General features: G+C 73.3%; 11 protein-coding genes and 1 pseudogene. 8 read left to right on the top strand and 4 right to left on the bottom strand.

All coding sequences use genetic code 11. The features are described from left to right. Window positions 1–39: 39 nt before the first annotated feature. The 3 genes and pseudogenes from O2W15_RS17755 to O2W15_RS17745 all read left to right on the top strand — a co-directional run. Window positions 40–798, top strand: coding sequence for a MerR family transcriptional regulator (locus tag O2W15_RS17755; RefSeq protein WP_269180335.1), 759 nt, complete (start codon window positions 40–42; stop codon window positions 796–798). A gap of 898 nt (window positions 799–1,696) precedes the next feature. Continuing rightward, on the top strand, window positions 1,697–2,149 hold the full coding sequence (locus O2W15_RS17750; protein WP_269180334.1) for a hypothetical protein: 453 nt from the start codon (window positions 1,697–1,699) through the stop codon (window positions 2,147–2,149). Between the two features lie 49 nt (window positions 2,150–2,198). After that, window positions 2,199–2,522 (top strand): annotated as a pseudogene (locus tag O2W15_RS17745) (MmyB family transcriptional regulator); the annotation flags it as partial. 326 nt (window positions 2,523–2,848) lie between these two features. On the opposite strand, the gene O2W15_RS17740 reads toward O2W15_RS17745, so the two are convergent. Further along, a complete protein-coding gene (locus O2W15_RS17740; RefSeq protein ID WP_269180333.1) occupies window positions 2,849–3,403 on the bottom strand; it encodes a hypothetical protein in 555 nt (184 codons plus the stop codon). A gap of 884 nt (window positions 3,404–4,287) precedes the next feature. Between O2W15_RS17740 and O2W15_RS17735 the strand changes: the two genes are divergently transcribed. Then, window positions 4,288–5,379 carry an FUSC family protein gene (locus O2W15_RS17735; RefSeq protein ID WP_269180332.1) on the top strand — a complete coding sequence of 364 codons (1,092 nt, stop codon included), beginning with the start codon at window positions 4,288–4,290 and terminating at the stop codon, window positions 5,377–5,379. A 99-nt stretch (window positions 5,380–5,478) separates the two neighbouring features. Then, entirely contained in the window at window positions 5,479–6,726 is a 1,248-nt protein-coding gene (locus O2W15_RS17730) for an MFS transporter (RefSeq protein ID WP_269180331.1), read from the top strand. Between the two features lie 99 nt (window positions 6,727–6,825). On the opposite strand, the gene O2W15_RS17725 is transcribed toward O2W15_RS17730, so the two are convergent. Both O2W15_RS17725 and O2W15_RS17720 read right to left on the bottom strand, forming a co-directional pair. After that, window positions 6,826–7,620: a methyltransferase domain-containing protein gene (locus O2W15_RS17725; RefSeq protein ID WP_269180330.1), complete on the bottom strand. Its 795-nt coding sequence runs from the start codon at window positions 7,618–7,620 to the stop codon at window positions 6,826–6,828. A gap of 60 nt (window positions 7,621–7,680) precedes the next feature. Next, on the bottom strand, window positions 7,681–9,216 hold the full coding sequence (locus O2W15_RS17720) for a glycerol-3-phosphate dehydrogenase/oxidase (RefSeq protein WP_269180329.1): 1,536 nt from the start codon (window positions 9,214–9,216) through the stop codon (window positions 7,681–7,683). A gap of 108 nt (window positions 9,217–9,324) precedes the next feature. Here O2W15_RS17720 and O2W15_RS17715 point away from each other — a divergent pair, with 108 nt between their 5' ends. Both O2W15_RS17715 and O2W15_RS17710 read left to right on the top strand, forming a co-directional pair. Beyond that, window positions 9,325–9,693 (top strand): STAS domain-containing protein, encoded by a 369-nt coding sequence (locus O2W15_RS17715; RefSeq protein ID WP_269180328.1) that lies wholly within the window; start codon window positions 9,325–9,327, stop codon window positions 9,691–9,693. 73 nt (window positions 9,694–9,766) lie between these two features. Then, complete coding sequence (locus O2W15_RS17710; protein ID WP_269180327.1) at window positions 9,767–10,195, top strand: hypothetical protein; 429 nt, start codon at window positions 9,767–9,769, stop codon at window positions 10,193–10,195. A 31-nt stretch (window positions 10,196–10,226) separates the two neighbouring features. Here O2W15_RS17710 and O2W15_RS17705 read toward each other — a convergent pair whose 3' ends face one another. Further along, window positions 10,227–10,517, bottom strand: coding sequence for a DUF1540 domain-containing protein (locus tag O2W15_RS17705; protein ID WP_269161063.1), 291 nt, complete (start codon window positions 10,515–10,517; stop codon window positions 10,227–10,229). Window positions 10,518–10,645: 128 nt separating this feature from the next. On the opposite strand from O2W15_RS17705, the gene O2W15_RS17700 reads away from it, so the two are divergent. Continuing rightward, window positions 10,646–11,872, top strand: coding sequence for an arginine deiminase (locus O2W15_RS17700; RefSeq protein WP_269180326.1), 1,227 nt, complete (start codon window positions 10,646–10,648; stop codon window positions 11,870–11,872). Window position 11,873: the final 1 nt, after the last annotated feature.

The raw sequence follows: 11,873 nt of genomic DNA, 5'->3' as shown, positions 1-11,873 counted from the left end.
CTGTTGCGTGGTCTCCGTCAACGAGAGAGAGGAGGGGCGATGAGCTGGACGGTGGGTGAGCTGGCCCGGCTGGCCGGCGTCACGGTGCGCACGCTGCACCACTACGACCGGATCGGGCTGGTGCGGCCCAGCGAGCGCACGTCGGCGGGCTACCGCAGCTACGACGCGCACGACCTGGACCGGCTGCAGCAGGTGCTGCTCTACCGCGAGCTCGGGTTCCCCCTCGACGAGGTCGCGACCCTGCTGGACGACCCCGAGGCCGACCCCGCGGCGCACCTGCGCCGGCAGCACCGGCTGCTGCGGGAACGACTCGAGCGCACCCAGGCGATGGTCGCGGCCGTGGAGAAGGAGATGGAGGCACGGCAGATGGGGATCTCCCTGACCCCGGAGGAACGGTTCGAGGTGTTCGGCGACTGGCTCCCGGAGGAGTACGCCGCCGAGGCCGAGGAGAGGTGGGGCGACTCGGAGGCCTGGGCGCAGTCGCAGCGACGCACCGCGGCGATGACCAAGGAGGACTGGCTGCGGGTCAAGGCCGAGGGCGACGACGTCGAGCGCCGCTTCGCCGCCGCGATGGCCGGCGGGGTGCCCGCCGACTCGACCGCGGCGCAGAACCTGGCCGAGGAGCACCGGCAGCAGATCAGCCGCAACTTCTACGACTGCTCGCCGGAGGTGCACGCCGGGCTGGGCCGGATGTACGTCGAGGACGAGCGGTTCACCGCGTACTACGAGCGGATCGCCCCCGGCCTGGCGCAGTACGTGAGCACCGCCGTCCAGGCCAACGCCGCCCGCCAGAGCTGACCTCCCCGAGGCCCCTCGGGCGAGCGACGACACGTTGCCCCCTGTGCCGTCGTCGGGGCGGCGGGCCGCATCCTGGTGATGAGGAAGAGGCCCGCGGCGCCGGCCTGGCGCATTCGGGCTGGTCGTCACCGCCAGCGTCACCAGCGCCGACCGGCTTCCCGACGCCCGCGCCGCGATCGACAACCTCTCCGCCGCCGCCCGGGTGCTGCTGCGCCCGGTGTACGGGTCGCAGGCCTCCGCGTTCGCCGCCGCACTGCCCATCGGCCTGGTGCTGCCCCGTCACCTGCGGGTGCCGGCCGAGATCCGGGAGTCCCTGTGATCGGCCGCAGCAAGACGACGTCGACCAGCACATCGACCACCGCTCCGAGTTCGCGGCTGGGCCCTCGACCAGGGCCACGCGGCTGGGTTGGCCGCGGCCGCGGACCGGCCGGCTACCTGCAGGCACCTGATGAGTGGCGCGGCACCACCGTGCAGGTGTGCGGGCTGTGGCCCTTCGCCGCCGGCACCGGCTCCCCGATGGTCGGGGTCCCGGTCGGGCGCAACATGCTGTCGGGGTCGACGCTGTGCTGTGACCCGGTGTGGTGGTTCCAGCGCGGGAACCTGATCTCCCAGCCCTCGATGTTCGTCCTCGGCCGGCCCGGGCTGGGCAAGTCGACCATCGTCCGCCGGATGGCCCTGGGGCTGGCCGGCTACGCGTGCAGCCGATGGTGCTCGGGGACCTGCGCCCGGACTACGTCGACCTCATCGAAGCCCTCGGCGGGCAGGTCCTGCGTCTGGGCCTGGGCCGGGGTCGCTCAACGTCCTGGACTCCGTCGAAGCCAAGGCCGCCGCTGATCGGCTCACCGGCGATGCCCGCGGGGAGCTGCTGTCCGACGCGCACAACCGGCGCACCGCGATGGTGTCCTCCCTGATCACCATCCTGCGCAAGGCCCCGCCCAGTGACCGGGAGGAGTCGATCCTCGATCGGGCGCTGCACGTCCTCGACGAGCGCCACAGCGCCCGAGGACTGGGCACCCCAGTGCTTTCCGACCTGCTGCAGGTGATCCGCGAGGCCCCCGCCGACGTCCGTCGCAGCGAGGTGGGCTTTTACCTGAGTCTAGGAGTCAAACGAAACGAGGTTGGGTTGATCCGCGGGCTTGAGGGACTATTCTTGGTTGGCCTGGCGGCGAGCCTTGTCGTGTCCATCTTTGTAGCGGTCTCGCTACTGAGGGATAGCTACCCGTTATTCGCTTGGAGTATTGCGATTCCACAAGCCATTACAGTATTGACTGGTGCGGGAGCTGTAAATTGCGTCGCATCGCTGCTTTCTGCCCGTTTAGGGAATGCGGCATCGATGGTAAAAAACAGGTAAACTTGGCCCCCTAGGAGCGACCAACGCCGGCGGGCCACCTCGCCCCGAGCGTCGGCTCCGCCGGGCACGCAGCACCGTCGCCCAGGCCCGAGGATCCTCAACGCAGTACTCCGAGGAGGCGCAACTGCGGCGCACGGTCGAAGAGCTGGGCGCCCGGGTTCCACGCTTCGCCGCACTGCGGGACGAGCGCCCCGTCGATTACCGGGACAGCGACTTCAAGAGCTACGACGTGTCCAGCGTCGGGCGCCTCACGCTGGACTGCGAGAGTCTCGCCGTTCCCCACGACGACCAGGCCCTCACCGTCTACTCCGCCGCGCCAGACACCCCCGACGCAGACAAGTTCGACCTGCTCCGGGTGATCGCGCGGCCATGACGGTGGCCCGACGCAACCAGCTTCAGGACAGCTGCGCCAGCTGAACCACCTTCACCGGCAAGCCAGCTCTGACCGAAACCGCCCGTTAACGGACTGACTGATACCCGACCGTTTTCGAGCCGGGAAGCGCCTATGCCACTGGGCGCGCTTCGCGATCAGTCCACCCGGTGTGTCCCGAGAGCCACTGCCTGAGGGCGCTCATACGGAGCGATCTAACCCCGAGACCGTCGGCTTCAGCCAGATGAAGGAGCGAATACACCGAAGCGGCGAGATCAATCGACGGCTCGGAGAGAGGACACAGCTTTGCTGCCAAGGTGGTGCCCCGGTCAGGTGGAGAACCAGCTCCCGACAGGCGACGTCGACCTCGCCGGCGGTGCCCAGGGCCACGCCTCGATGACCTGGCTGGTCGCTTCGGAGAACGTCGTGGCATCGATGGTCGTCCGTGTCTCCGAAATCCCAAGGAAGCCACAGCGGATGATGAACGCCATTGGTCCCGATGGCGGAACGGGATGAAGCCACAGCTCGTTGTCCATGGACCGGTAACCCCCCTGCCCACCGCAGAAGCGCAGGAGCGGACCGCTTGCCACGGGACGGGAACCTAGCTCTGCCCGCCGGCCGTCCTGGAACTCCACGCCGAGATGAAGGCCCTCAGGTCCCTCGTCCCAGTGCGGATTGTCCGTGAAGGGACTTCCTTCCGACAACCGGACGGCCAGGAGAAAGGAGATCCCTGAGCTGTACACCTCAAAACTGATGGCCGAAATCAGCACTCGATCCGACCTGAAGAGCGTCGTATTCCAGGCACCAGCCACGGGTTGCTCATTGTCCGGTGCGCGATCGATCGGCCGCACATTCTCCAGGTCATCACTGGAGTCGCTAGTCATCAGTACATCCTGTCGTCCAGCCGGGTCGTTGGGCTACCCGCTGGACGCTTGTTTCTCCGCCGAGGAGAGCAAGTGAGCAGCAACGGCTGACGTCTTGGTCGACGCGGCCCGCCGGAAGGCCCCGGTTGCCCGTTAGCGGACTCTCTGACACCGGAGCGGTCTGGGGCTGCGGAGCGCTCGGTGGCCCGACAGCCGCGAGATGGTGAACACGATGCTCGAAGCCCGATGGGACGCTGCCACGCCCGTGCGCGCGGGCGAGTCACTCGACACGCCGGAGGACACCCCCGCCTGACCCTCTCGATGCGGTGACGCGCCCCGGGAGCCGACCATTGGTCGGTCTCCCGGACGCGGTCCCCATTGACGTTGGACGGGGGGCTAGCGCTGAAATCAGCACCTCGCCATCCATCGCTCCCCGCCCCCCCGATGTCGTGGGTCGGGACGACGTCGACGGCCTGCCCGGCCAGACCCACTGCGATCTCACTGGGCAACCGGCGTCGACCAGCGCAACAGCCAGCGACCCCGTCATCCGCAGCTGCATCGCCACCACCCGGAGCGCAAGGGGCAGGAAGCCAGCGGGGGCCCACGACCCTTAGATAGAGGACGTTATGTTGTATCCGCCGTCGTCCCGCTGACGGCCTGCCCGAAGGTGGCCGCGCGGCCGCCGAGCTCGGGCACGATGGATAGCGGGTGCAAGTGAGCGGCCCTCACCGGCAGTGCGTGCGGTGTCCGCGGACAGCCGAGCCGTACCGGGTCCGACTTCGAGCCATGCCCGACCTGGGGCAAGGTCGCGACTTTGGCCCCTGGGGTGCGGGACGGCCCCTCGGGCGAGCGACGTCACGTCCCCCCAGCGCTGCCAGATGGGCGGTGGGCCGCATCCTGGTCGTGTGGGTTGGGTGATCGGGCGACTACAGCAGCCCTGGGTGCAGCGGATGGTCCGGGCGGCGCTGGCGGCCGGGCTGTCCTGGCAGGTGGCGTTGCTGCTGCCGCCGATGCTGTCGGACTACGCCTACTACGCGCCGCTGGGTGCGGTCATCGCGGTCAGCCCGACGATCGCCGACTCCGCCTCGGCGGCATGGCGCAGCAGCGCCGCCATCCTGGTCGGGTTCGCGCTGGCCGTCGTCGTCTACGAGGTCACCCGGGCGGTGCCGAACGCGCTGACCATCGCGCTGATCGTCGCCCTGGCGATCGTGGTCGAGCAGTGGCGGTCGCTGTTCCGCGAGCAGGCCAGCTGGGTCAGCTTCGCCGCCGTCCTCATGCTGACGGTCGGGACGTCGGACCCGGCCGAGTACGCCGTCCGCTACGCCGGGCTCACCCTGCTGGGCGCCGCGATCGGCGTGCTGGTGACGACGGCGCTGTTCCCACCCCTGCAGCTGACCACCGCCGTCGAACGGATCGCCCGCACCCGGGAGACCCTGGCCGCCCACCTGGAGTCGATGGCCGCCGCGCTGCGCAGTGGGCAGCTCCCGGCGCCGCACGAGTGGGAGGACCGGGGCGAGGCGCTGGACGTCGCCCTGGAGCAGATGCGCCGAGCGGAGACGCAGGTCGAGCGGGCCCGGCGGGCCAACCCGCGCGCCCACCGCTGGCAGGGCACGGCCGGCAGCATCCGGGACCAGTCGCGCGCCCTCGATCGCGTGGCCGTGCTGGTCGACGACCTCACCACCCTGGTCGTGGAGTTCCAGCCGCACCGGCGTGGGCTGGACCGGGTGGACGACGGCACCGGCTGGGTCCTCGCCGATGCGCTGGACGGCCTGGCCGGCGTGGTGCGGCTGCCCTTCCACGACGCCGAGGACCAGCCCGACGACCGGGACGCCGCGATCGCGACCGCGGTGGCCGCGTCGAACCGGCTGACCACACTGCTGCGCACCTCCGAGATCGCCGACGACGAGGGCTTCTTCGCCCTCGGGGCGGTCACCGTCGGGATGCACCGGTCGCTGCAGACGCTGGAGGCGCACGTCCGCTTCCCCGCCCCCGCCTGACGCCGGCCCGACCGGGGCGGTGCCGGTTGCACGTGGAACGTCCGCCGTCAGCGGAATGAGGACGACGCCGTCCCTGAGCACGGCTAAGGTCTCCTCCTCGTGAGCCGCATCGGTGAGGTCCTGGTCCCGGCGCGGCTCGGCACCGGGTTCCGCTGGCTGCTGGCCTCGTCCTGGACGACGAACCTCGGGGACGGGATCGCGCTGGCCGCCGGGCCGCTGCTGGTCGCCTCGCTCACCCGGGACGCGTTCCTGGTCGCCCTCGCCGCGACGGTGCAGTGGCTGCCGCCGCTGCTGTTCGGCCTGGTCGCCGGTGCGCTGACCGACCGGCTGGACCGGCGGTTGATCGTGCTGACCGTCGACCTCGCCCGCGCTGCCGTCCTGATCGTGCTCACCCTGGCGGTGGCCACCGACCGGGTGTCCATCGTCGCGGTGCTCGGTGCGCTGTTCCTGCTGGCCACCGCGGAGGTGTTCGCCGACAACAGCTCGCAGACGCTGGTGCCGGTGCTGGTCGCCCGCGATGACCTGGCGGTGGCCAACGGGCGGCTGCAGACCGGGTTCATCACGGTGAACCAGCTCGCCGGGCCGCCGCTGGGTGCGGCGCTGTTCACCGTCGGCGCGGCGTGGGCGCTGGGCGTCCAGGCGGTGCTCGTGGCCCTCGGGGCGGTGCTGATCACCCGGGTGGTCCTGCCCGCCCGGGCGCGCGTCGAGGGACGGCGGACCGCGATGCGGCACGACATCGCCGAGGGGCTGCGCTGGGTGCGGCACCACGCCGCCGTCCGCACGCTGGTGCTGACCATCACGATCTTCAACGTCACCTTCGGCGCCGCCTGGTCGGTGCTGGTGCTCTACGCCACCGAGCGGATCGGGCTGGGCGAGATCGGGTTCGGGCTGGTGACCACCGTCGGCGCCGTCGGGGGCATCGTCGGCGGCCTGACCTACGGCTGGATCACCCGCCGGGTGAGCCTGGGCGACCTGATGCGGATCGGTCTGGTCGTCGAGACGCTGACCCATCTGGCGCTGGCCCTCACCTCCAGCCCGTGGGTGGCGCTGCCGGTCTTCTTCGTCTTCGGGGCACACGCCTTCATCTGGGGGACGACGTCGGTCGCCGTCCGGCAGCGGGCGGTGCCGGCGGCGCTGCAGGGGCGGGTGGGCAGCGTCAACGTGGTGGGCGTCTACGGCGGTCTGGTGGTCGGCTCGGGCATCGGCGGGGTGCTCGCCCAGCACTACGGGGTGACCGCGCCGTTCTGGTTCGCCTTCGCCGGGTCGGCCGTCTTCGTGGTGCTCATCTGGCGCTCGCTGCGGCACATCGCCCACGCCGACGAACAACTGGCGCCGGCCCCCGCCTGACACGCGCCCGCCGGCGGCCCGGGTCGACCCGCACTGCCGACTGTTGAGCCGCCGCACGCCGCGGCTCAACAGTCGGTGAGGTGGCTCGACCCGGGCGTTCTAGACGCGGATGAGCAGCTCGCCGTGCAGCATGCCCAGCCAGCCGTCGTCGGCCTCGGCCCACTCCAGCCACGCGTCGGCGATCGCCTGCAGCTCCTCCTGGGTGGCCAGCCCGGACGTGCGGGCCTGCTCGGCGAACGCCGACGCGGTCGCCCGCCCGGCCCAGGAGCGCCCCCACCAGGAACGCTCGTCGGGGGTCGCGAAGCACCAGGCCGACGTCGTGGCCACCGTGTCCCGCAGCCCGGCGGCGTGCGCCCACGACCGCAGCCGCCGGCCGGCGTCCGGCTCGGCCCCGTTGGCCCGGGCCACCCGCTGGTAGAGGTCCAGCCAGCGGTCCAGCCCGGCCGACGCCGGGAACCAGGTGGTGGCGGCGTAGTCGACGTCGCGGACGGCGATCAGCCCGCCGGGCCGGCAGACCCGGGCCATCTCGCGCAGCGCGGCGACCGGGTCGGTCAGGTGCTGGAGCACCTGGTGGGCGTGCACGACGTCGAAGGAGTCGTCGGCGGCGGCCAGCGCGTAGCCGTCCCCCACCCCGAACTCCACCGCCACCCCGGCCTGCTCGGCCAGCGCACGGGCCTCCGCGAGTGGCGCGGGCGACACGTCGAGCCCGACCACCCGCCCCGGCGCCACCCGGGCGGCGAGGTCGACCGTGATCGTGCCCGGCCCACAGCCCACGTCGAGGAGCTCCAGCCCCGGGCGCAGGTGCGGCACCAGGTGGGCGGCGGAGTTCTCCGCGGTGCGCCAGCGGTGGGACTGCAGGACCGGTTCGGCGTGCCCGTGCGTGTAGGTGTCCACGGCGTCACCCTGCACCGTCAGCCCACTCAGTGGAACAGTCTTCTCGCACAATGAGACGGGTCAGCTCTCGGCGGCCAGCACCGCCGCGGCCAGTGGCGCGGCCCGTTCCCGGTCGGTGGGCACCAGGCCGATCCGGGTGCGCCGGTCCAGCAGGTCGTCGACCGTCCGCGCCCCCTCGGCCCGGACGGCGAACCGCAGCTCCCCCACCGTCTCCGGGCGGCCGTCGACCACCTGTTCCTCCCCCAGCCCGGCGACCACCGCGGCCTCGGTGCCGTACCGGCGCACCAGCCGGGCGGCGGCGTCCACCCGGGCCAGCGCCCGCCCGGGCGCGGCACCGACCAGTGGCAGCCGGGCCGTCGGCGACCGGGCAGCGCCGCGGCCGAGCCGGGTCACGACGGCGTCGACCGCCTGGGCGGCCGTCGACCGGTAGGTGGTCAGCTTCCCGCCGACCACGGTGAGCACCGGACCGTCCCAGGCCAGCAGGGGCCGGCGGGACAGGTCGGCCGGGGCGCCCCCCGGCCCGTCCCCGGCGGAGACCGGCTGCGCCAGCGGACGCAGCCCGGCGTAGGCACCCACCACGTCGGAACGGTCCAGCGGTCGGGCCAGCACCCGGTTCACGGTGTCCAGCAGCTGCGCCACCTCGGCGTCGCTGGGCACCGGGTCGTCCTCGGGCACCGGCCCGGCCACCGGCTCGTCGGTGATCCCCAGGTGCACCAGCCCGCCGGGCTGGGGCAGGGCGACGACGAACCGGGTCCGCGACCCCGGCAGCGGCACGGTCAGCGCGGCCGTCGGCGAGCCGAGCCGGGCCGCCGGGACGACGAGGTGCGATCCGCGGGAGAGCACCAGCCGGACGCCGGGCGCCAGCCGCTGCGCCCACGCCCCGGTGGCGTTGACCACCACCCCGGCCCGCACCGTCGTCGACCCGCCGTCGACGGTCAGCGCGACCGCCCCGCCGTCCACGCCGATGACCGTGACCCCGGTGAGCACACCGGCCCCGAAGGCGGCGGCGGTGCGGGCCAGCGAGACGACCAGCCGCGCGTCGTCGACCAGCTGCCCGTCCCAGAAGACGACGCCGCCGCGCCCCGGGCGGACACCGGGCACCAGCCGGGAGACGCCCTCCGGCCCGATCCGGCCGGTGCCGGGCAGGGAGCGGCGCCCGCCGGGCACGGAGAGCCGGACCGCATCGCCCAGCCGCCCGCCGAGCCCGGCCAGCGCGCTGACGTCCCGGCCGGCCACGTCGGGCACCAGGAACGGCAGCCGCCCGACCAGGTGGGGCGCGGTCACGCCCATCAGCACGGCCCGCTCCCGGGCGCTGTGTCGGGCCAGTCCGATCTCCCGCTGCGCCAGGTACCGCAACCCGCCGTGCACCAGCTTGGACGACCAGCGACTGGTGCCCGCTGCCAGGTCCACGCGCTCGCACAGCGCGACGCTCAGCCCACGGGCGGCGGCGTCCAACGCGACCCCGGCGCCGGTGACCCCACCGCCCACGACCAGGACGTCGACCCCCTCGGTGACGAGCCGGTCGAGGTCGCGGGCCCGGCGGCGCGCGTCGAGCACTGCGGGCCGGGCGACGTCCCTCAGGTCCGGCTCGGGCACCGGCAGACTGTAGCGGTGCCCGACCGCCCGGGACGGTCGATCCCGGGCGAGGCGCATCGCGCCGCGGGTGATCGCGTTTCGGCAGCTCCGCACGGGTACCGGTGCTCTGTGTCCAGCGGCCCCGATCCTCTCGCCGGCGAGGTGGTCCGGGCCGAGGACGGGGCCGGCCCGCTGCTCCGGTTCTCCGGACACATCGACCGGGAGGCCGTGCGCCGCTTCCGCGTGCTGGTGACCCCAGCGGACTGGCCGGACCGGGCCGACCTCTCCGCGGTCACCGCGATCGACGCCGCGGGCCTGCAGCTGCTGGTGCACCTCAGCCGCAAGCCGCTGCGCCGCGGGCACCACCTGAGGCTGCTGGCCGTGCCCGCCGCGCTGCACCCGGCGCTGGTGCGGGCCGGGCTGTCCCGGTTGCTCACCGGGGACGGTGCCGCGCCGTCCGGAGCCGCAGCGGACCCGGATCGCACCGCGCCCGGGTGACCCTCCCGGGGGCGACTGGCGCAGGGCGCATCGATCAGGTTAGCCTCGCCTCACTCGATGCGAGGTGGGTGGGATGGGTCTGCGACTGCCGGTCGGCGGTGTCACGGTGCTGCTGGGTCCTGCGGGCGCGCGGGCGGACACCATGGCCGCCCTGGACCCGGGCAGCGCCCGGTGCGCCGGAGGGCACGCCTCCCTCTCCGTGCTGCGGCTGACCGCGGCACCCGGCGACGACGTGCAGCAGCGGCTCGCCGCCGTCGCGCAGGCGGGCACCGGGACGGCGTCCGTCGTCCTGGTCGACCGCCTGACCAACGGCCTGCCCGCGCACGACCGACGCACGGTGCTCGCCGCGCTTCGGCCGGTCGCGACCGCGGGCCGCGCCGTCCTCGTCGACGACAGCGACCCGATCGCGGCACTGTCGGTGGCCGACACCGTGCTGCGCACCCCGGCGCTGGCCCTGGAGCAGGTGGCCGACGCCGACGAGCTGGAGCAGCTGGTCGGCTGAGCCGGCAGCCCCACCGGGCCGCCGACGGGGGTCAGCGGGCGGTGTAGGTGAGGCAGTCCGCCGCGTCGGCGGCCGAGCCGACCTGCACGGCGGACGCGCGGCACTCCAGCGCCTCGTTGTGCACACAGTCCGAGCGGTGGCAGGCGCCGACGACGCCGGTGCGCTCGAGCCCGGCGCGGAACGAGATCTCCACGAAGGTCCCGCAGTGGGCGTGGTCGCCGCTGACGGTGATGGCGCCGGCGTGGCAGGCATGGTCGGCGTTGTACGAACAGCTGTCGACCGAGCAGTCCTGCACCTGGGGCATGTCCAGCATCTGGGTCATGACCCGAGGCTGACAGCTCCGCGGGGCGCTCGCCAGCCAGGAGAGGCTGCCCTGGCCAGTGCATGGGACGGCGCGAACTCACCCCTTCCGGGCTGGCTGACCCGAGCAAGATCCAGCAGGCTCAGGGGATGCGTGCCGCGAACTCCACGACCCCCGGCGTGACCAGTGAGGTCGGTCGGCTCCGCACCGTCCTCCTGCACCGCCCCGGCGCCGAGCTGCGCCGGCTCACCCCGCGCAACAACGACGAGCTGCTCTTCGACGGCGTCCCCTGGGTGGCCCGCGCGCAGGAGGAGCACGACGCGTTCGCCGCCGCCCTCACCGACCGCGGGGTCGAGGTGCTGCACCTGGACCGGTTGCTGGCCGAGGTGATGGCGGTGCCGGCCGCCCGCGCGGAGGTGATCGCCGCCGCGGTCGACGACCCCCGGCTCGGCGCCACCCTGCAGCACGCCACCACCGCCCACCTCGACGGTCTCGCACCCGAGGACCTGGCCACCGCCCTGATCACCGGGGTGGCGCACGACGAGCTGCGCGGCGGCCGCGGGCTGGCCTACGAGCTGATGGGGCGCGGGGACTTCGTCGTCCCGCCGCTGCCCAACCTGATGTTCACCCGCGACTCCTCGGTGTGGGTCGGCGGGCAGGTCGCCGTCACCTCGCTCGCCATGCCGGCCCGGGACCGGGAGAGCGCGCTGACCGCGGCGCTGTACACCCACCACCCCCGGTTCGCCGGTGTCGAGCAGCTCTACGGCCCACACCTGGAGCACCTCGAGGGCGGCGACGTGCTGCTGCTGGCCCCGGGCGTCGTCGCCGTCGGCGTGGGCGAGCGGACCACGCCCGGGGGCGCGGAGCGACTGGCCCGGCGGGTGCTCGACCGGGGGCTGGCGCACACGGTGCTCGTCGTCCCGATCGCCCAGCAGCGGGCGACCATGCACCTGGACACCGTCGCCACCATGGTCGACGTCGACGCGATGGTCATGTACCCGGCGATCGCCGACCACCTGCAGGCCTGGACCGTGACGGCCGGGGACGCGTCCCCCGACACGGCCGAGCTGTCGGTGCGGGGCCCGCAGCCCTTCCTGATCGCCGCGGCGCAGGCCATGGGGATCGACCGGCTGCGGGTGATCGACACCGGGCTCGATCCGGTGACCGCCGAGCGGGAGCAGTGGGACGACGGCAACAACACCCTCGCGCTGGCCCCGCGGCTCACCGTCGCCTACGAGCGGAACACCGTCACCAACGCCGCGCTGGAGGCCGCCGGGATCGAGGTCGTCGCGATCGCCGGCTCGGAGCTGGGCAGCGGCCGGGGTGGCCCACGCTGCATGAGCTGCCCGGTGCTGCGCGACGCCGTCCCCGCGTAGT

Source organism: Modestobacter sp. VKM Ac-2979, from assembly GCF_026967995.1.
GTDB lineage: Bacteria > Actinomycetota > Actinomycetes > Mycobacteriales > Geodermatophilaceae > Modestobacter.
The sequence above is the reverse complement of the archived record's forward strand: the minus strand, read 5'-3'. Positions and strand labels throughout refer to the sequence as shown.

Bases quoted from the DNA above. Each gene is read 5' to 3' on its own strand.
- O2W15_RS17755 (WP_269180335.1), top strand. From the start codon at position 40: ATGAGCTGGACGGTGGGTGAGCTGGCCCGGCTGGCCGGCGTCACGGTG.
- O2W15_RS17740 (WP_269180333.1), bottom strand. From the start codon at position 3,403: ATGACTAGCGACTCCAGTGATGACCTGGAGAATGTGCGGCCGATCGAT.
- O2W15_RS17710 (WP_269180327.1), top strand. From the start codon at position 9,767: ATGGGTCTGCGACTGCCGGTCGGCGGTGTCACGGTGCTGCTGGGTCCT.
- O2W15_RS17705 (WP_269161063.1), bottom strand. From the start codon at position 10,517: ATGACCCAGATGCTGGACATGCCCCAGGTGCAGGACTGCTCGGTCGAC.
- O2W15_RS17700 (WP_269180326.1), top strand. From the start codon at position 10,646: ATGCGTGCCGCGAACTCCACGACCCCCGGCGTGACCAGTGAGGTCGGT.